This is a genomic window from Sorangium sp. So ce128, from assembly GCF_051525245.1.
GTDB lineage: Bacteria > Myxococcota_A > Polyangia > Polyangiales > Polyangiaceae > Sorangium > Sorangium cellulosum_B.
This window is the reverse complement of sequence record NZ_CP150313.1, coordinates 1,823,093-1,843,263: the sequence shown is the minus strand read 5'-3', so window position 1 is coordinate 1,843,263 and position 20,171 is coordinate 1,823,093. Positions and strand designations below refer to the sequence as shown.

Below are 20,171 nucleotides of genomic sequence, written 5' to 3'. Positions count from 1 at the left end.
AACCCCGCGCCGATCACCGCTCCACACCGCCAAGCGACTCAATCCGCGCAAATTCGCGCAAAATGTGCGCCCTAAAAAGCGCTATGAGCACGCTGCATTCGATGGGCCGGTGTCAACTCCGTGGCGATTCCGTTATGGTGGACGATAGGCCACCATACTGGATTACGCAAGCTTTTTGTCTCACTGCATCATCGTTGCATGTGGGTGCCCCCCCGTGAGCGCCCACCGGTCAAGCACATTCGCCTACATCGGCGCGGGCGAACATGACGCGTGAAGAGCGACTGTGCCTGACAGCTCATCCGCCATAACGGATTGACCTCCAGAGGTGAGGGCCCCATGAGCCAAAGCCTCCTCGCGTGAGCGACCTGGAGGAGCGGCGCCGGCGCCGCGCAACACGCGAACAGAGCCCGACTGCAGCGCGGACGCGCCTCGTCTGGCCACCGATGGGTCGGCTCCCGGTCTGGTCATGAGGACACGTTCGCGTCATGAAGTGCAAGTCTCAGGCCCAATGCTCATCGGCCATGGTCCTCGTCCCTGCTCATGAGCGCAGGCACGCTGGGGAGAGACCCGATATCGCCGGCGGGTCGGGCAAGGTAGCGGGCGAGCTCAGGTTGGATATGCGAGCGGCAGAGAACGCGGAGGCGCGCCGCTATGGAGCGCCCGCGGCCCGTCGTCTCCGCGCGATCTTCACGGGTTGATCTCCTCGCTCGACCCTCGCTCCCGGGCGCAGGGGAGGTCGCCTGCGCGGGCCCGGGCCGCGAGGCTGGCCACGGCGGCAACGAGGGCGGCGGGCTCGATCGGCTTCGTGGCGTGCATGTGGAAGCCGGCTTCGAGCGCGCGCTTCTGGTCTTCCTTGCGAGCATAGGCCGTCAGGGCCAGCGCGGGCAGATCACCGCCGGCCTGCGGCGGGCGCTGGCGGATGGCGCGGATGAGCTCGTAGCCGTCCTCGCCCGGCATGGCAATATCGCTCACGAGCACGTGCGGGAGATCCGCGCAGAACGCCGCGAGCGCCTCGTGGGCCGAGGCCACGGCCGTCACCTCGGCGTGGTGCTGCGACAGCACCTCCTGAAGGAGCTCCCTGGCGTCCGCGTCGTCCTCGACGAGCAGGACGCGGACCCCGCCGAGGTTGGACGCGGACTCCGAGCAAGCGAGCGAGCGCGACCTCCCCTCCCTCATGAGCGCCGGGAGCGAGCTGCGCTCGACCCCGAGGAGCGGGAGCCGGACCACGAACGTGGACCCCTTGTGCAACCCAGGGCTGTCGGCAACGACCGAGCCGCCGTGGATCTCGACGAGTTGGCGCACAAGGGACAGCCCGATGCCGAGGCCCGCGTGTGTCCTGCGGCTCGTGCTGTCGGCCTGGCGAAAGCGCTCGAAGACGAGCGGGAGGAAATCCGGCGCGATCCCCTCCCCCGTGTCGCGCACCGTGAGCTCCGCCGTCGCGCCGGCCCGCCGGAGGGAGACGAGGATATGGTCCCCGGGACGCGTGAACTTGAGCGCGTTGGACGTGAGGTTCGAGACGACCTGCTGCAGCCGATCCGCGTCGCCGTTCACCTCGATGTCCGGGTCGAGCGAGACGTCGATCGTGAGGCCCTTTGCCTCGGCGGCGGGGCGGATCGCGTCGATGGCGGTCTCCACGACGGGCGCGAGCGCCATCGGCGCGGCGCTGATGCTCAGCTTGCCCGTCGTGACCCGCGAGACGTCGAGGAGATCCTCGATGAGCTTCGTCTGCGCGGCCACGTTGCGCTCGATCACCTCGAGCCCGTGGGACACCCGCTGCTCATCGAACGGCTCGGACCGCAGGAGGTGCGTCCAGCCGAGGATCGCGTTCAGCGGGCTGCGCAGCTCGTGGGAGAGCGTGGCGAGGAACTCGTCCTTCATGCGGTTCGCCTCGCGCGCCTCGGCGTGCACGCAGTTCTGGATGGCGATGGAAGCGAGCTGCGCGAGCTGCACGAGGACGGTCTCGTCGTCGTCGGAGAACTCGCCGTCGTTCCGATCCGAGAGCTGGATGGTCCCGATGTTCTGGCCGTCGGCGGCGGTGAGGGGCGCCGCGAGGTACCCCCGCGGCGGCGGCCTCTGCCCGCCGTTGTCCAGCCACTCCGGGTGCAGCGAGAGCTCTCGCTGGGTCAGCCGGAGAGGCCTGTTCCTGGCGCAGACGAGCGCGCACAGCTTGCCGGCGATGGGGGGAGGCGCCTCCTTCTGGAACGTCGTGTACCGCTCCGAGAGCGACACCGCGGTCCGCGCCCGCTCACCGGGCCGCTCCAGCTTTACGAGGGTCATCGCCTGATGGGCGCCGCCGACGTCGCGGGCCGCCTCCGTGATCGCCGCGACCATGGCGTCGAGCGACAGGGCCGAGTTGATCGTGAGCGCGGCGCGGTTGAGCCGCTGGAGCTGCTCCGCGTGCGCGCGCAGCGACTCCGCCTGGAGCTTGATCTTCTGTGTCTTCTTGAAGAGATCGACGAAGACTGACACCTTGGTGCGGAGGACCTCGGGGGCGAACGGGGTCATGATGTAATCGACCGCCCCGAGCGAATAGCTGCGCTCGACATAGACGCGCTCGGTGTGCGCCGTCAGGAAGATGATCGGCGTGTGCAGCGTGCTCCGCCGCTTGCGGATGAGCGTCGCCGTCTCGAACCCATCTATCTCAGGCATCTTGATGTCGAGGAGGATGACCGCGAACTCCTCCTGAAGGAGATGGCGAAGCGCTTCCCTCCCGGACGCCGCCTTGACGATGTTCTCGCCGAGCGGCGCGAGGACTGCCTCCAGGGAGAGGAGCTGCTCAGGCCTGTCGTCAACGATCAGGATGTTGACTCTGCCTACTTCTGCCCTCATCCCGCGTCTCCTTGCCCCCCTTGCTCCGTTGTCAGCGCCGCGGCCAGCCTCGCAGCATCCTCAGGAATGGGGCGGTGTCCACCGCTTTCGGGCGGCGTCTGCCGCGTCCGCTCCAGCCCGCTCCAGCGCTCCGTGCGAGGAGGCTCGGGGAAACCACGTCGCCGCAGGGACGCAGCGCGCGCCCGCGGCGGAGGGTGAGCACGCCCGCCCACCTGCCGGAGCGCCCCCTGGGCGCCGGAGAGCCTTCCCGGAGGCGGCCCTGCGCGGGGGCGCCGGCGCGCGGAGCGCACGCCGGCCACGCTCAGCCCCGGAACGCTCGACCCGCCCGGCATGGCCGCTCCGCAGATCCATCCAGCTCCTCCCGTGCGCTGCGCTGCGCCGACGAGCTCGTATCGTAATCGAGGCGCTGTCTTACCTGCGACCCAGGTCTCGCCTGCAGTATCCACAAGGGGGCGCCTGACGCCGGTGCATGATCCCCGCACGCAGACCCTACACCGGAGCACGCCAGGGTGGAAAGAGGAATTCGTGCGCCACCGAGGCTCCCCCTCGAAGAGGCCATGAGAGGAGCGCGAGAATCGGAGAGAACACGAAGAAAACCGACGCAAGTGGCGTGGACAGCGATGCATCGACGCTCTCCTGACCCTCTGTCGATACCCGCTCGACGCGCTTGGTGTGCCTCGAGTTTCGGTGGTGAGGAGCCCGCCGCCTGCGCCGCGCGCTAGACGGCGGAGCGCCGCTCCTGGAGCGAGCGCGAGTGCCGGAGGATCACCTCGAAGACCTCGGCGACGCCGTCGGGGTCGAGGCCGAGCTCGACGGCGCAGCGGCGGCGCGACTCCATCAGCCGCGCCTCGCGCACCGGATCCCGGACCGCCGCCCCGATCGTGGCCTTGGCGCGCCCGGCGCGCTGGACGAGCTCGGCCCTTCGCGCGAGCAGGCCGACGAGCTCCAGATCCAGGTCGTCGATGAGCTCCCGCGCCTCGCGGAGCTCGGGAGAGAGCGCGCCGAGATCGGGGATCGCGAGCGCGGCGAGGACCTCGGGCGCGGCGTCCTTGGTCGGGACGTCGAGGCTTCGATCGACGGCGACAAGCGCGTCGATGAGGCGGCGGCGCGCCTCGCCCGCGAAGGGGTTCTCGCGGTGCAGCGCGGCGAACAGGTGCCCCGCGTCCACGCGCACCGTCTCGATCGTGTGCGCGATGCCCTGAAACGAGGGCGGCGCGTAGGGCGCGCCGGCGGGCACGCCCGCGTCCATCATGCCCTTCGCGATGAAGAACGCGAGCGCGTGCGTGAAGGCCATGACGCGGTCGTGCTCCTCCGGCGCCTGCTCCAGCACCTGACAGCCGATCCGCTCGAACAGCGCGATGACGCGGCGCACCGCGTCCGGGTGCGCAGGGTTCGGGCAGACGACGACGCGCAGCGGGCGCTCGCCGCGAGCGAGGCTCGCCGGGCCGAACAGCGGGTGCGTCGCCACCCAGGGCCGGCCTTCGCCGAGCACCTCGGCCATGGCGCTCGCCGGCACGCTCTTCACGCTGCCCACGTCGGCCACCAGCTGCCCCGGCGCAAGGTGCGGCCGCAGCGACAGGAGGGCCTCGCGCACCGCCGGCACCGGGACGGCGACGATGACGAGATCCGCGCCGTCCACGAGCTCCGGGAGCGAGGCGGCCCGCGCGGCGCCGCGGATCTCCGCGGAAGGGTCGAACGCGCGCACCGAGATCCCCGCATCGTGGAGCAACGACCCGAGCGCCGCACCGAAGCGGCCATACCCCAGGAATGCGACCTTGCCGATGCGCGCGGGCGGAGCGAGACCGCCCCCGGAATGCGGGAGAGAATGCGGCATGCGGCGGATTCTACGACAGCCGGTCTACGCGGATGTCACGTTTTCTCGGCATAGCCGCGAGGATCTGCGACCGCGTCCGTGGGAGACAGGACGGCTCTCCGGCTTCTCCACGCCTGCCGCGCTCGCGGCGACGATGCCCCTCCGGCGAGGGCCGGAGGCGGCGCTCCTGCGCCCGCGGCGGCTCGGCCGGCGCCGGCTCACCTGAGCTGCGTCGCGGCCACGCCGAGGATCGCGAGCAGCGACGCGACGGCGGCGATCAGCGCGATGCGCGCCCTGTTGCGCCCCGTGTCCTGCGCGCCGTACGCGCCGTGCCGCTGGGTCACCGGGCCCGCCTCCGAGCTCGGTCCGGCGCTCTCGGGCGGACGGGGCCTCGCGCTGAGCCCGAGCCCGATCGTCGGGAGCGAGGCGCGGGGGCGCGGCGGGAGCGTCGCGCCGAGGAGCCGCGCGGCCCGCTCCACGTGATCCTGGCCCTCCGCCGACGCGTGAGGGGCGAGCGCGATCGCCAGCTCGGCCACGCTCGCGGGCCGCCGCGCGGGGTCCTTCTCGAGGCAGCAGAGGAGCACGCGGTCGATGGCAGGGGGGATGTCGGACCGCAGCGCGCTCGGGAGCGCCGGCGCCGCGCTCGCGATGCGCGGCGCGAGATCGGCGAGCGAGCTCGCCTCGAACGGCGGCCGCCCGGTCAGGAGCCGGTACAGGATCGCGCCGAGCGACCAGACATCGGCGCGGGCGTCGACGGCGACCGAGGATCGCATCCGCTCCGGCGACATGTAGAGCGGCGCGCCGAGCTCCTCCCGCGTCTGCGCCGGCGCGCCGCCGTCGCTCGCGCCGGGCAGCTCCCTGGACGCGCCGAAGCCGAGCACCTTGAGGAGCGTCGCGCCGCCGGGGGTCGTCGCGAGGAACAGGCGCGCCGGCTCGAGGTCGCGGTGCACGATCCCCGCGGCGTGCGCCTCGGCCACCGCCACGCAGGCCTGCAGCACCCAGTCGATGGCCTCCGAGAGCTCGATCCGGCCGCGGCCGCGGAGCAGCTCGGCGAGGTCCTGCCCGTCGAGGTGCTCCGTGACGATGTACGCGACCCCCGAGGCGAGCTGGCCGACGTCGAGCACCCGCGCGACGTTCTCCCCCTTGAGCGCCACGGCCGCGCGCGCCTCCCGGAGCGAGCGCTCCACGCGCTCCGGGCTGCCGTCGGCGAGCAGGAGCTCGATCGCGACCCGCTGCGGAAGCACGAGGTGGCTCGCGAAGGCCACCGTCCCCTGCTCACCGCTGCCCGAGATCCTGTCGACCCGGTACTTCTCGGCGATCACGTCCCCTGCGACGACAGGTGCGTTCATCAAAGCTCCCCGCAGCGCGCATCGGCGCGGGGGCAGCCGCCCGCCCCCCGTACATGCGCAGCTTCATCCTAGCACCTTCGCTCGCCGGATTGGCGGTCGCCGGTCGTCGCCGGAGCTCGAGGCCAGCGCCGCGCTGCCCCTTTCACGCCTGCCCATCTCACCCCCGCCCGTTTCACCCCTTGCCCGCGCGGCCCGACGGCCTGGCAAATGACCGCTGGAGGGTGCCCTCGCGACGCGGGTGAGGCCGCGCAGCGCGCGTCGTCGTGCCGAGAGGAAGTGAAGTGGGCGGAGCCGCCGCGCGATGGCGCGAAGCGCACAACCCGACGTCTCTCCCAAATCACGAGACCCGGGACTTCCCGGCTCGCACCAGCACACATCCTGCTTTATATTCTCGCGGCAACGCGCGAGGGGGAACGCGTATGACTCGGGCGGAAGCGACTGAGGTCCACCGCTGCAGCCGATTTCTGCTCCGCAGACAGAGGCTTGCCGGGAGGAGGGTCGTGCAGAAAACCGTTCGGGGGCGTCATCCAGCCCCGGGCGCGGCGGCCCTCCTGCTGCGCGAGCACGCCTTCCTGCGCCGGCTCGACGTGCCGGGGGTCGTGCGGCCGCTCGCGCTGGAGGGCCCGGAGAGCATGCCGGCGCTGCTCCTCGAGGACGCAGGCCCCGAGGACCTCGAGCGGCGGCTCGCCCGAGGGCCGCTCGCGCTGGACGCGTTCTTCGACGTCGCCATCGCGCTCGCGGAGACGTGCGCGCGCATCCATGGGAGCGGCGTCGTCCACCGCGCGATCGCCCCAGGCCGCGTGGTCCTCGGCGAGGACGGGCAGGTCACCCTCGTCCATTTCTCGGACGCGGCCGAGCTGACGAGCATGCCCCGCGCCGTGGAGCTCGAGAAGCTCGACGCGCTCCCCTTCCTGTCCCCCGAGCAGCTGGGGCGCACCTGCTGGTTCATCGACGCGCGCTCGGATCTGTACGCGCTGGGAGCGACCTTCTACGCCATGCTCACCGGCGCGCCGCCCTTCAAGGACCCCGATCCGCTCGCGCTCGTGCACGCCCACATGGCGAGGAGCCCCGTGCCCGCACACGTCGTGATCCCGAGTGTCCCGGCGGCCCTCTCCGAGCTGGTGCAGCGGCTCCTCGCGAAGATGCCGGATCTGCGATACCAGAGCGCCGAGTGCCTCGCCCAGGACCTCGACGATGCGCAGAGGCGATGGCGCGCCGCAGGCACCATCGCGCCGTTCGAGCTCGGCCGCATGGATCTCGCGCGGCGCCTCCCGCTGCCCGAGCGCCTGATCGACCGCGAGCGCGAGCTCGCCGCGCTGCGCGGCGCGCTCGCCCGCGTGTCGAACGGCGGGACGGAGCTCGTGCTGGTGACCGGGGAGGCTGGCGTCGGGAAGACCGCCCTCGTCGAGGCGCTTCAGGCCGCCGTCGCCGAGCGGGGCGGGCGGTTCATCAAGGGCAAGTTCGACCTGCGCGCGGCGAACGTCCCCTATGCGTCCCTGGCAGAGGCGCTCCGCGCCCTCGCTGCCGCGCTGCGCGCCGAGCCGGAGGAGAGCCGCGCGCAGCTCAGGGAGGCGGTCAGCGAGCGGAGCCGCGCCCTCGGCGAGCTCTGCCCGGAGCTCACCGAGCTCCTCGGGGACGCGCCAGCGCTGTCAGCCGCGGATCCGATGCGCGCGGAGAACCGCTTCCTGCTCGCGATCCAGGACTTCGTGCGCGCGGTGGCCAGCCAGCGGCCGCCGCTCGCGATCTTCCTCGACGACCTCCAGTGGACGGACTCCGCGTCGCTCCGCGTCCTCCGCGCCCTCGCCGCGGATCCGGGCAGCAAGCACGTGCTCCTGCTCGGCGCGTACCGCTCGAGGGAAGTCGGCGCCGCGCACCCGCTCCACCAGACCATCGAGGAGATCCGGGGCGCGCAGGTCCCCCCGATGACGCACCTCTCGCTCGGCCCGCTCGGCGTCGAGGCGGTCGTCGCGATGCTCGCCGAGGCGCTCCGCTGCGAACCGGAGCGGGCGCGCCCTCTCGCAGAGCTCTTCCTCGCCAAGACGGCGGGCAACCCCTTCTTCATCCGCCAGCTCCTCCGGTCGCTCCAGGAGAAAGGCCTGCTCCTCTTCGACGCGCTCCGCTCGACATGGACGTGGGATCTCGGCCGGATCGAGCGGGTCGGGGTCACCGACAACGTGGTCCAGCTGATGTCGGAGTCCGTCCGCAGGCTGCCCGAAGCGGCGCAGGAGCTCCTGCAGGTCGCCGCGTGCATCGGCAGGCGCGCGGAGCTCAGGCTCATCGCGGCGGTGCTCGGCCGATCCGTCGACGAGACGACCGCATCGCTCGTCCAGCCGCTCCGCGAGGGGCTCGTCGTGCCCGACGGCACGTGCGAGCGCGAGGCGGGGCTCGCGATCCGGTTCGTCCACGACCGGGTCCAGCAGACGGCCTACGAGCTCGGGCCGGAGCAGCTGCGGATGCAGCTGCACCTGGAGATCGGCCGCTTCCTCGAGGCCACCTGCACCAACGGGACGGACGCCGCGCTGTTCGACGCCGCGGACCAGCTGAACCTCGGCGCCGCGCTGCTCGACGCGGCGCAGCGGGACCACCTCGCGCAGCTCAACCACCGCGCCGGCGTGAAGGCGCGCCGCGCCGCGGCCTTCGGCCCGGCGCTCGCCTACTTCCGCAGCGGCCTCCGCCTGCTGCCGGAAGGCGCCTTCCGCTCGCGTTACGAGCTCTGGTTCTCCCTCCACCGCGACGCGGCGGAGTGCGCCGCGCTGACCGATCAACACGCGACGGCCCGCGCGCTCGTGGAGGAGGGGCTCCGCCACGCGGCGTCGATCCCGGAGAAGGTCGACCTGGAGGCGCTCCGGATCATGAGCGCGACGATCACCGGCGAGCACGATCTGGCGCTCGGCTGGGGGCGCGACGCGCTGCGCGCGCACTTCGGGGTCGAGCTGTCGGCGGCGGATCTCGACGCGGAGATCACGGCCCAGCGGCGGGCCATCGCCAGCCACCTCGCGGAGCGCCCGCCCGAGTCGCTCGTCGATCTCCCCCGCGTGACCAGCCCGGAAGAGCGGGCCCGCATGAGGCTCCTCGCCGAGATGGTGGCCCCCGCCTGGTTCGCGGACCGGAAGCAGCTCGTGCTCCTCACCTCCCTCGGCGTCCGCTTCGCGCTGGAGCACGGCAACGCGCGCGAGTCGATCCTCTCCTACGCAGGGCACGCGATGCTCCTGGCGGCCGAGGGCGACCTCTCGAGCGCCCAGGGCTTCGGCCAGCTCGCCGTGGAGCTCGCGCGGAGGTTCGAGGATCGCGCCCAGGAGACGATCGCCCGGTACATGTACAACGAGTTCGTTCACCCGTGGATCGCGCCGCTCGCCTCGGGCGGGGAGCCGTTCCGCGAGATCATCGCCCTGGGCCTGTCGTCCGGCGAGCTCCGCTTCTCGTCTTACGCGCGCACCGGGCTCATGGGGCACTCGTTCGCCGGAGGGGTGGAGCTCGATCTCGTGCTCGTCGACCTGAACGACGGGTTCGCGTTCAGCCAGCAGACCGGCAACAAGTCGACGCTCTTCTACCAGCTCTCCTACCGGCAGATGATCCGATGCCTCAAGGGGCTGACGAAGGGCCGGAACGCGCCCGAAGACGCCGAGTTCGACGAGCGGGCCTTCCTCGAAGCGGTGCAGCGGGAACCGCCAGCGAAGTGCGTGTATCACATCCTGCGCCTCCAGGCCTCGTACCTGTTCCGGGACCTGGCCCAGGCCACCGCGCACGCCGACGCGTCGGCCCCGTCCATTCACTTCCTCGGCGGCTACATCCCAGGGTGCCAGTACACGCTGTACGCCGCGCTCACGCTGCTGTGGCGGTGCGATGAGGCCGACGAGCGGGAGAGGGCCACGCTGCTCGCGCGCGCGGCGGACCTGCAGCGCCTCCTGCGAGGGTGGGAGTCGGGCTGCGCGGAGAACTTCCGCCCGCGGCGCCTCCTCGTCGACGCGGAGATCGCCCGCGTCGAGCGCAGGTTCGAGCTCGCCGGAGCGCTGTACGACGAGGCGGTCGAGGCGGCGGCGCGCGGGGGGTTCGTCCACATCGCGGCGCTCGGCAACGAGCTGGCTGGGCGCTTCTACCACGGGCTCGGGCGGGCGCGGATCGCGGCCATGTACCTGCGCGCCGCGCGCCAGGGGTTCGCCCGCTGGGGGGCCTCGGAGAAGGCCCGCGCGCTCGCGGAGGAGTTCGGGCTCGGCGGGTCCGGCGACGAGCCCGAGCTCGCCGAGGAGCGCCTGCCGGCGGTCGCCCTCGACGCGCTCAGCCTGCTCAAGGCCGCCGAGACCCTCTCGAGCGAGATCGTGCTCGATCGGCTGCTCGAGAAGCTCCTGGGCGTCTGCCTGGAGGCGGCCGGCGCGCAGTGCGGGGCGCTCGTGCTCGAGGAAGAGGGGGAGCTCTTCGTGCGGGCCCAGGGGTCCGTGGCCACCCCGGTCTCCATCGAGCGCACGCCGCTCTCCCGGTCGTGCGAGGTACCCCGGCGGATCGTCGAGCGCGCGCACGGCGCGGGCGAGATCGTCGTGCTCGACGACGCGGACAGCGCGCCGGAGCGCGACCGCGATCGTCACTTCGCCGAGGGCGGCTCGCGGTCGGTCCTGGTCCTGCCCATCCAGCGGAACGAGGCGCGGCTCGGGGTGGTGTACCTCGAGAACAACCTCACCACGTACGCCTTCACGCGCGCTCGCGTCCACGTGCTGGAGCTCCTCTCCGACCAGATCGCGATCGCCCTCGAGAACGCCCGCCTCTACCGCGAGGCGCAGCACGCGGTGCGCGTCCGCGACGAGTTCCTCAGCGTCGCGTCGCACGAGCTCAGGACGCCCGTCACCTCCCTGCGCCTCGGCCTCCAGGCGTTGCTCCGCCGGGGAGACCACGCGTCCGACGAGCGCCTCGCGCGCGCCCTGCAAAGGATGGATCGGCAGGTGCACCGGCTCGTCCGGCTGATCGACGACGTGCTGGACGTGTCGCAGCTCCACACCGGCCGGCTGGAGCTGCACGTCGAGCCGGTCGATCTCGCGGAGGTCGTGGACGACGTCCTGGAGCGGCTCACCGAGCGCATCGCGCACTCCGGCTCGTCCGTGAGCGTGCACGCCGAGCCGTCCGTCGTGGGATCGTGGGACAGGAGCAGGCTGGAGCAGGTGGTCTCGAACCTGCTCGACAACGCCCTCAAGTTCGGCGCGGGCAAGCCGATCGACGTCTCGGTCGCGCGGAAGGACGGCACGGCAGAGCTCGTGGTGCAGGATCAGGGCATCGGGATCCCGGCGGGGCGGCTCCCGCACGTGTTCGACCGGTTCGAGCGCGCGGTGTCGAGCCGCCATTTCGGCGGGCTCGGGCTCGGGCTCCACGTCGTGAAGAGCATCGTCGAGGCGCTCGGCGGCGCGGTGCGCGTCGTCAGCCGGCCGGACGAGGGGGCGCGGTTCACGGTGGAGCTGCCCTGCGAGCGGCCGGCGGCGAGCCACGCGGCGTCGGCGACGCTCGGCGGCCTGCACGCCTGACGCGGGACGACGCGAGGGAATGACTACGGCCTGCTCTTCGGCTGCTGCGGGACCATGAGGATGTACGGCGTCGAAGGCTCCTCCTCCGGCGGCGCCGCGCGGGGCGTGGGGACGCCCTTCTCACCGAGGCTCCGGATGAAGCGGTACATCGCGACGAGGTCGCCCTCGTGCAGGGTGACGTAGTTGAGCCATGGCATCGGCGGCCGGCCGGCGGCCTCGCGGAACATCCGCACCCAGGCCTCCTCGCTGAGGTTGTGGGCGGAGATCCGGAGGTTCGCCGCGTAGCTCGTCCCCCACGGACCTCGGTAGCCGACGTCGCTGCCCGTCAGCCACTCCGAGGTCGGGAGCCTGCCGCCCGATCGGTCCCAGCCGGGCGTATGGCAGTCGTTGCACCCGCCCACGAGGATCAGGTACCGGCCGGCCTCCTCCGGGCTCCCCGCCGCGACGTGCGGCGAGGCAGGCGCCCGTGACACGGCTGCACAGCCGATCAACACCAGGAGCGCCGCGCCGGGCAGCCATTGCACAGTCCGGCGCCCCGCGCGCGCCCGGTCCGCGGCGGACGATCTCGATCCGCCGCGCGTCTCGCTCTGCATTCCAACCATTCCATTCCCCGTGCAGCGCGCGTGCCGGGCTGCGGCGCGGCGCGCGGACGAGCGCGCTAGGGGCCGCCGGCGCGGGCCTTCCTGCGCGGCGCCCCCATGAGCGGACGGAGTCCGTTCACGCAGGCGAGGACCGCGGAGCCGTTGTTCATGAGCGTCGCCGCGACCGGGTTGAGGAGCCCGGGGATCGACAGCGCGTACGCGACCGCGTTCACGGCGAGGATCATCGAGAAGTTCTGGTGGATGAGGCGCATCGCGGCGCGCGAGATGTCGATCGCCTCGACGAGCTTCGACAGGTCGTCCTCCACGAGGACGACGCCCGCCGTCTCCCGGGCGATCTCGGCGCCCGCGGACACGCTGATGCCGATGTCGGCGTACGACAGCGCCGGGGAGTCGTTGATGCCGTCCCCGACGACCGCGACCGTGCGGCCCTCCTGCGTCAGCCGGCGCGTGATCTCCGCCTTGTCCTCGGGCAGCATCTCCGCGAAGTACCGGGTGATGCCGAGCTCGAGCGCGACCTGCCTGGCCACCTCGCGGCTGTCGCCCGTCAGCATGACGATATCCTCGATCCCCCGCGCGCGCAGGCTGCGGATCGTCGCGCGGCTCTCGGCCCGGATGGCGTCGCGGCAGGCGAGCGTGGCGACGTGCCGGCCATCGACGGCGAGGAAGAGGAGCGATTTCGCCGCCGCCTCGAGCGCCTTCCTGGCGCCGGGCTCGGCGCGGCAGGCGACGCCGAGCTCGTCGAGGAAGCGGGGGCTGCCGAGCTGCACGACCTTGCCGAAGACCCTGGCCTGCACGCCCCGGCCGACGAGGTAGCGGGACTCCTCCCGGTCCGGGATCGTCAGGCACCACGCCTCGGCGAGCCGGAGCACGGCCTGCGATACGGGGTGGGTCTGCCGCGCGGACACCGCGGCGGCGAGGGTCGCCGCCTCGCGCTCGGACAGGGCGTCGTGGACGAGGAGGTCCGTCACCTCGGGGATGCCGGAGGTCAGCGTGCCCGTCTTGTCGAAGACCACGGTCGACACCTTCGCGAGCTTCTCGATGTAGGCGCCGCCCTTGATGAGGATCCCACGCCGCGCCGCGGCGTTCATCGACGCGAGCACCGTCGTCGGGGCCGAGACCCGCGGGCCGGTGCCGAAGTCGATCGTCAGGATCGCGGACACGCGGCCGAGGTCCCTGGTCGCGGCGAGCACGACCGCCGAGCAGGCGAGGGCCGGCGGGACGAGCCGGTTCGCCACGAGCTCGGCGTAGTTCTGCGCGCGCGTCTCCAGCGCGGGCGCGTTCTCGATGAGCCGCGCCGTGCTCGCGGCGGTCGTGTCGCCGCCGACCCGCTCGGCGCGGATGTACAGCTTGCCGTCCTTGATGACGGTCGCCGCGAAGCAGCGGTCGCCGGGGCCCTTGAGCACGGGCATCGACTCGCCGGTCAGCGTCTGCTGATCGACGAGCCCCTCGCCGTCCGTGACCGTCCCGTCGACCGGGATGACCGAGCCGGTGTAGACGACGAGGACGTCTCCGGCGGCGAGCTCGGCCACCGGGATCTGCACCTTCGCGTCGCCGCGGACCACCCACGCGAGGTCCTGCTGGTACTCGAGCAGGCCGCTGATCGCGCGCCGGGCGCGCGCCTGGGTGAGATCGCGGATGTGGTCGCCGAGCGTGACCAGCCAGATGATGCCGGCCGCGTTGATGGCGTTTCCGGTCGCCACGGCCGACGCGATCGCCAGGCTGTCGAGCAGGTCGACGTTGAGCTTGCGGTCCCGCACCACCGAGTCCCAGGCCCTCTTGAGGATGGGCGCGGACGTCGCGGCGATGAACGGGTACGCGAGCAGCGGCGAGACGAAGCTGCCGAGCGAGAGGACCATGCCGACGCTCGACAGGTAGAGAGGGCGCTTCGCGAGGGCGGCCGCGCGGCGCGCCTCTCGGGCGGCGCGCGCGGCGCGCAGCGCCCCCCGCGGGGCCGGCGCGGCGGAGGCCGAGGCGGCGGCGCGCACGATGGCGTCGAGGTCGACGTGCCGCGGGTCGTGCTCGACGACGGCGCTCGACGCGCCCTCGGCGATGCGCACGGACAGGACCCCGGGCACGGCGGTGAGCCCCGCCTCGAGCAGCGGGCCGAAGGCCGCGTCCTTCCCGAGGCGCGGGAGCAGCAGGCGGACCCTGCCCGGGATCGCATGGACCACCGAGACCGGCTCGGTCGCGGTCGACAGGAGCGCGGCCATCGTCACCCCGCCTCGCCGCCGGTGGGTGCGCCCGCGCCCGCGCTCGCGCCCGCGAAGAAGCTCTGGATACGGCCGTGGTTCAGCACCACGAAGAAGTCGACCCCGTACTTCACCAGGGTGATCCAGTGGGGCATGGCCGGGGAGCGCCGCAGCAGCACCTGGAGCATCCCGGACCCGACGAGGAGCGCCGGGACCAGGAGCTTGAGGTCGACCTGCGGCGGGGGGACGACCTGCGACGCCGCGTTCAGCCTGTCCGCGGCCTGGACGACGAGGCGCGCCGTCCGGCCCGGGCTCGGCGGCTCGGCGGGCGCCGCGCAGGGCGAGGGCGTGAGCCCATCGATCGGGCGACAGCTACAACCCGAGAGCTCGGGGATGTGCGCGAGCTCGGAGAAGACGTCCTCCAGCGGGACATCGGGCTCGTGCTCGACCGTGAGGCTCCCCGCCCACGCGCTCGCCCGCGCATCGACGACGCTGGGGCAGGCGCGCGCCAGCTCCGCGATCTCCTCCGCCCTCGCCGGGTCCCTGCGCAGCGCGGGAACGGCGAGGCGCACGCGCCCTGGAACCCAGTGGATGATGACGACCCCTCGATCGCTCGGCATGGCTCACCTCCCGGCCCGCGAGGCCGGGTCACCGGAACATTCCACTCGTCAGCTCCCGGGCGGCTCCATCTCCGCGCGCGACCACCCCTGCGCGCCGCCCGAGCCGGCGCGCTGCTCCTGGCGCGCCATCTCCTCCCTCACCTCGGCGACGAGGTCGGCGAGCCTTTCCCTGCCCTCGCCGAGCGCGCCCCTGATCGCGTCCACGGCGACGAAGCCTAGCTTCATGGCCCTCTTGACGGTCGGACGGGTGATCCTCGTCAAGCTGGTGAGACCTATCCCGATGATGATGCCGAGCCCGAGGCGTTCCATCCCCACTCCTCTCCTCGAAATCCACGACCCATGGCGCGCCTTGGCGCGCCGAACGCTGATGGCGCGCCTTGGCGTGCCGAATGCCGACGACGCGCGAAGGCGCGCGATGCCGACGACGCGCAGACGCGCGCCGAAAGACAGAGAATCTGGATCACACAGGCACGGGGCACACGGAGAGATAGAGACAGGCGATGTCCGCTGTCCCGCCGTGTTCCCACTGCCCATTTCACTCGGTCCCGAGCCGTTCGGGGCGCTGGCGCCGCGCGGCGCCGCGCGGCCACGACCAGGACGGGCGTCGACGCGGGGGCGTCGGCGCCTGTTCCGGGAGTGCGAGAGGGAAGACTCGAACGAAAGCCCTTATGTCTTCGGCTTCCGTGGGAGCACCCACATGTGATTTGTAACACTGCAGTCGCGCCATCGCCATGGGCTTTTCATGTCCGGTCGACACCTGACTCGCGTGCTGAGGGAGCGTTCCGCGCGGGCGTCCGAGGCGCGCCGAGCGCGCGTTTCTCCTGTGGCAGCGCCGCGCCATGCCGCCCCGGGCCCGGGCGGGGCGGGGCGCGCGGGCGCCGGCGTGTCCGTCGCTTCCAGCCGGCGAGCGACCGTGGTAAATTTCCGGACATGCAAGCGGGGCAGCACGAAGAGCCGGTGATGGGGAGCAATGGCTCTCTCCTTGCGGAGCTCCTGGCGGAGACGAGGGTCGCCCCCACGAGCGGCGCCTACCACGATGTGAAGCGGGGCGTGGAGGCGGTGGTCGGCAAGGTCGCGGGCCGCCCGGAGGCCGGCGCGGCGCTGGACAGCGCCCTCATCGACCTGTGGATCGCGGAGATCGACCAGCGGCTGTCGCGGCAGATCGACGAGATCCTGCATCACCCGGTGTTCCAGCGCCTCGAGGCCGCGTGGCGCGGCCTGAAGTTCGCCATCGATCACATCGACTTCCGGGAGAACATCCGCGTCGAGATCCTCAACTGCTCGAAGGACGATCTGCTCGCGGATTTCGAGGACTCGTCCGAGGTCGTGAGGAGCGGCCTCTACAAGATCGTCTATTCGTCGGAGTTCGGCAATTTCGGCGGCAAGCCGTTCGGCGCCGTCATCTCGAACTACGAGTTCGGCCCCGTGCCCCAGGACATCGCGCTCCTCCAGAAATGCGCGGCGGTGGCGACGATGGCGCACGCGCCCTTCCTGGCCGTCGCGGGCCCGCAGTTCTTCGGGCTCAAGGACTACCGGAAGGTGCCGCACCTCGGCGACATCAAGGCGCTCTTCGAGGGGCCGCAGTACGTGAAGTACACCGCGTTCCGCGAGTCCGAGGACGCGCGCTACGTCGGCCTGCTCCTCCCCCGCTTCCTCCTGCGCCTGCCCTACGGGGCGAGCACCGCCCCCATCCGGGCGTTCTCCTACGAGGAAGACGTCGTCGGCAACCACGCGGCGTACTGCTGGGGGGCGCCCACCTACGCGATGGCGACCCGGCTCGCCGAGAGCTTCGCGCGCCACCGCTGGTGCCTGCACATCATCGGGCCGCAATCCGGCGGCACCGTCGAGGGGCTCACGCTCCACGAGTACGAGGCGCTCGGCGCCATCCAGACGAAGATCCCGACCGAGATCATGCTGACCGAGCGCCGCGAGTTCGAGCTCAGCGAGGAGGGCTTCATCGGGCTCACGTTCCGCAAGGACACGGACAACGCCTGCTTCTTCTCCGCGAACTCGGCGCAAAAGCCCAAGTACTTCGGCCAGAGCGAGGAGGGGCGCGCCGCCGAGGTCAACTACCGGCTCGGCACACAGCTGCCTTACGTCTTCCTCGTCAGCCGGCTCGCCCACTACCTCAAGGTCATGCAGCGCGAGCAGATCGGCACCTGGAAGGAGCGCGGCGACCTCGAGCGCGAGCTGAACAGCTGGCTCAGCCAGTATGTCGCGGACATGGATGTCGTGTCGCCCGCCGTGCGCTCGCGCAGGCCGCTCCGCAAGGGACGGACGTCGGTGACCGAGGTCGAGGGGAGCGCGGGCTGGTACCGGGTCCACCTCGAGGTGCGCCCGCACCTCAAGTACATGGGGGCCTATTTCACGCTGAGCCTGATGGGCAAGCTCGACCGGGAGTGAGGCCGGCCCGCTCCGGGCGGATTCCCGCGGCGGGCGGCCATCGCGGGCCCGCGCAACGGCCGGCCTGTGGTAGAGCGCTGTATGCGCACGCTCCGACAGCCTGCCGCTCCCCTCGCGCTCACCGTGGCCCTCTCCGCGCTGGCGGCCTGCGGCCCCGCCGCGAGCCCGCCGCCGGCGCCCCCGCCCCCCGCCGTGAAGGCGCTGATGCCTCCGGCGCCGCAGGGCCTCCCTGTCGTCGAGACGAAGCTCGAGAGCGTCGGGCTCGACGAGGCCGCGCTCGACCGATCGGCGAACCCCTGCGAGGACTTCTATCAGTTCGCGTGCGGCGGATGGCTGGCGAAGACCGAGATCCCGGGGGACGAGTCCGCCTGGATGCGGAGCTTCAACGAGATCGAGAAGCGCAACGAGGCGGAGCTCCGGCGCATCCTCGAGGACGCCGCGAGCGCCGGCGACCGGGATCCGGTGACCAAGAAGATCGGCGCCTACTACGGCGCGTGCATGGACGAGCCCGCGGTCGAGGCCGCCGGCGCGAAGCCCATCGCGGACCTCCTCGCGAAGGCGCGGCGGGTGCGCGACCCGAAGGGCCTCGGGGCGCTCGTCACCGAGCTCCACCGCCGCCGCATCTGGGCGCTGTTCGACATCGAATCCGCGCAGGACATGAAGGACGCGACGCGCGTCATCGCGCAGCTCGACCAGAGCGGGCTCGGCCTGCCAGACCGCGACTACTACCTCAACGAGGACGACAAATCGAAGGCGCTCCGCAAGACCTACGAGGAGCACGTCGCGCGGATGATGCGGCTCGCCGGGGCGCAGGAGGCGGCGGCGAAGGCGGCGGCGCTCGACGTCGTGCAGATCGAGACCGAGCTCGCGAAGATCTCGAAGACGCGGGTCGAGCGGCGGGACCCGGCGGGCCTCTACAACAAGCTCGACCGGGCGGCGCTCGCGAAGGCAGCGCCGGCGTTCTCGTGGGACGCGTATTTCCAGGGGCTCGGCCTCCAGGACGTCAAGGAGGTCAACGTGACCTCCGTCCGGTTCTTCGAGGGGCTCTCCCGGCTGCTCGCGTCGGTGAAGCCCGCCGCGTGGCAGAGCTACCTCTCGTGGCACGTGGTGCGCTCCATGACGCCCGCGCTGCCCAAGGCGTTCGTCGACGAGAGCTTCACGCTGCAGGCCGCGCTCACCGGGCAGAAGGAGGTGCGGCCGCGCTGGAAGCGCTGCGTGGACGCGACCGATGACGCGCTCGGCGAGCTGCTCGCGCAGCCGTTCGTCAAGACGAGCTTCCCCGGCGCGAGCAAGCCTGCGGCCGAGGCGATGGTGCACCAGATCAGCGACGCGTTCGCGCGCAACGTCCGGGCGCTCGACTGGATGGATGAGGGCACGCGGCAGCGCGCGCTCGCCAAGCTCGCCGCGATGGCGTACCTCATCGGATATCCCGACAAGTGGAGGACCTACGATTTCGAGGTCGATCCGCGATCGTACGCGAAGAACGCGCTCGCCGCGCGCGCCTTCCACACGCAGTGGGACCTCGGGAAGATCGACAAGCCGCTCGATCGCGACGAGTGGCAGATGAGCCCGCCCACCGTGAACGCCTATTACGACCCGCAGCGCAACCACATGGTCTTCCCGGCCGGCATCCTGCAGCCGCCGTTCTACAGCGTGAGCTCGGCCGCGGCGGTGAACCTCGGCGGCATCGGCATGGTGGTCGGGCACGAGCTCACGCATGGGTTCGACGACGAGGGCTCCCAGTTCGACCAGAAGGGCAACCTGGAGGACTGGTGGTCGAAGGAGGTCGGGGTGGCGTTCAGGGAGAAGACCGCGTGCGTCGAGGCGCAGTACTCGGCCTTCGAGGCGCTGCCGGGGCTGAAGCTGAACGGCAAGCTGACGCTGGGCGAGAACATCGCGGATCTCGGGGGCGTGAAGCTCGCCTTCATGGCGTACCGCGCGATGCGCAAGGGCGCGGCGGAGCAGACGGTCGCGAGCGGCTTCACGGAAGATCAGCAGTTCTTCCTCGCGCACGGGCAGTCCTGGTGCGGCAAGCTGCGCGACGAGGCGCTCCGGCTGATGGTCCAGGTGAACCCGCACTCCCCGCCGCGGTTCCGCGTCAACGGCCCGCTCGCGAACCTCCCGGAGTTCGGCGAGGCCTTCAAGTGCGCGCCGGGCACGCCGATGCGGCCGACCAGGACGTGCGCTGTCTGGTAGCCGCGCGCGGCAGGCTCGGTTAAACGAGCCGCCATGATCCTGATTGGCCAGTACGACTCTCCCTTCGTGCGCCGCGTCGCCGTGGCGCTCCAGCATTACGGGCTCGCGTACGAGCACCGCCCGTGGTCGGTGTGGGCCGACGCGGAGTCCATCGCGAAGTACAACCCGCTCCGGCGGGTCCCCGTGCTCGTGACGGACGGCGGGGAGCCGCTCGTGGAGAGCGCGGCGATCCTCGACGCCCTCGACGACCTGGTGGGGCCCGATCGCGCGCTCCTGCCGCGCTCGGGCGAGGCGCGCCGCGCCGGGCTGCGGGTCTCCGCGCTCGCCACGGGGCTCGCGGACAAGGCGGTGAGCCTGCTCTACGAGCACGTGCTGCGCACAGGCGAGCGCCGGAGCCCTGTCTGGGTGGAGCGCTGCGCCGCGCAGATCGGCGAGACGCTCGACCTGCTGGAGCGGGAGCGCGCCGCCCGGCGCGGCGACACCTGGTGGCTGGGCGCCTTCAGCCACGCCGACATCGCGGTCGCCTGCGCGCTGCGCTTCGCCTCCGAGGCGCACCCGGCCCTCACCGACGCCGCGAGGCGGCCGGCGCTGGCCGCGCACGCGGCGCGCTGCGAGGCGCTCCCGGTGTTCGCGGCGGTGGTGCAGCCCCTCCACGTGGCCGTGTAA

The 20,171-nt window shown here is 72.0% G+C and carries 11 protein-coding genes; 4 read left to right on the top strand and 7 right to left on the bottom strand.

Annotated features, from left to right (window positions below; genetic code table 11):
• Positions 1 to 687 precede the first annotated feature (687 nt).
• The 3 genes from WME82_RS07120 to WME82_RS07110 form a co-directional block, all read right to left on the bottom strand.
• A complete protein-coding gene (locus WME82_RS07120; RefSeq protein ID WP_437915192.1) occupies positions 688 to 2,829 on the bottom strand; it encodes a response regulator in 2,142 nt (713 codons plus the stop codon).
• A gap of 718 nt (positions 2,830 to 3,547) precedes the next feature.
• The gene (locus tag WME82_RS07115) at positions 3,548 to 4,663 is read right to left on the bottom strand and encodes a prephenate dehydrogenase/arogenate dehydrogenase family protein (protein WP_438042205.1); all 1,116 of its coding nucleotides are present in this window, start codon (positions 4,661 to 4,663) and stop codon (positions 3,548 to 3,550) included.
• A gap of 197 nt (positions 4,664 to 4,860) precedes the next feature.
• Positions 4,861 to 5,991, bottom strand: a complete 1,131-nt coding sequence (locus tag WME82_RS07110; RefSeq protein ID WP_438042204.1) for a serine/threonine-protein kinase — start codon at positions 5,989 to 5,991, stop codon at positions 4,861 to 4,863.
• A 419-nt stretch (positions 5,992 to 6,410) separates the two neighbouring features.
• Here WME82_RS07110 and WME82_RS07105 point away from each other — a divergent pair, with 419 nt between their 5' ends.
• Positions 6,411 to 11,495: a sensor histidine kinase gene (locus tag WME82_RS07105; RefSeq protein ID WP_438042203.1), complete on the top strand. Its 5,085-nt coding sequence runs from the start codon at positions 6,411 to 6,413 to the stop codon at positions 11,493 to 11,495.
• A 23-nt stretch (positions 11,496 to 11,518) separates the two neighbouring features.
• On the opposite strand, the gene WME82_RS07100 is transcribed toward WME82_RS07105, so the two are convergent.
• From WME82_RS07100 to WME82_RS07085, 4 genes are all read right to left on the bottom strand, one after another.
• Positions 11,519 to 12,088 carry a cytochrome C gene (locus tag WME82_RS07100; RefSeq protein WP_438042202.1) on the bottom strand — a complete coding sequence of 190 codons (570 nt, stop codon included), beginning with the start codon at positions 12,086 to 12,088 and terminating at the stop codon, positions 11,519 to 11,521.
• A 65-nt stretch (positions 12,089 to 12,153) separates the two neighbouring features.
• The gene (locus WME82_RS07095; RefSeq protein WP_438042201.1) at positions 12,154 to 14,307 is read right to left on the bottom strand and encodes a heavy metal translocating P-type ATPase; all 2,154 of its coding nucleotides are present in this window, start codon (positions 14,305 to 14,307) and stop codon (positions 12,154 to 12,156) included.
• A 2-nt stretch (positions 14,308 to 14,309) separates the two neighbouring features.
• The gene (locus WME82_RS07090; RefSeq protein ID WP_438042200.1) at positions 14,310 to 14,906 is read right to left on the bottom strand and encodes a hypothetical protein; all 597 of its coding nucleotides are present in this window, start codon (positions 14,904 to 14,906) and stop codon (positions 14,310 to 14,312) included.
• 48 nt (positions 14,907 to 14,954) lie between these two features.
• Positions 14,955 to 15,215: a hypothetical protein gene (locus tag WME82_RS07085; RefSeq protein ID WP_437744725.1), complete on the bottom strand. Its 261-nt coding sequence runs from the start codon at positions 15,213 to 15,215 to the stop codon at positions 14,955 to 14,957.
• Positions 15,216 to 15,836: 621 nt separating this feature from the next.
• On the opposite strand from WME82_RS07085, the gene tssC reads away from it, so the two are divergent.
• The 3 genes from tssC to WME82_RS07070 all read left to right on the top strand — a co-directional run bounded on the left by tssC (position 15,837) and on the right by WME82_RS07070 (position 20,171).
• Positions 15,837 to 17,309, top strand: a complete 1,473-nt coding sequence (tssC, locus tag WME82_RS07080) for a type VI secretion system contractile sheath large subunit (RefSeq protein ID WP_437744724.1) — start codon at positions 15,837 to 15,839, stop codon at positions 17,307 to 17,309.
• A gap of 81 nt (positions 17,310 to 17,390) precedes the next feature.
• Positions 17,391 to 19,505 carry a M13 family metallopeptidase gene (locus WME82_RS07075; protein ID WP_438042199.1) on the top strand — a complete coding sequence of 705 codons (2,115 nt, stop codon included), beginning with the start codon at positions 17,391 to 17,393 and terminating at the stop codon, positions 19,503 to 19,505.
• 33 nt (positions 19,506 to 19,538) lie between these two features.
• Complete coding sequence (locus WME82_RS07070) at positions 19,539 to 20,171, top strand: glutathione S-transferase family protein (protein ID WP_438042198.1); 633 nt, start codon at positions 19,539 to 19,541, stop codon at positions 20,169 to 20,171.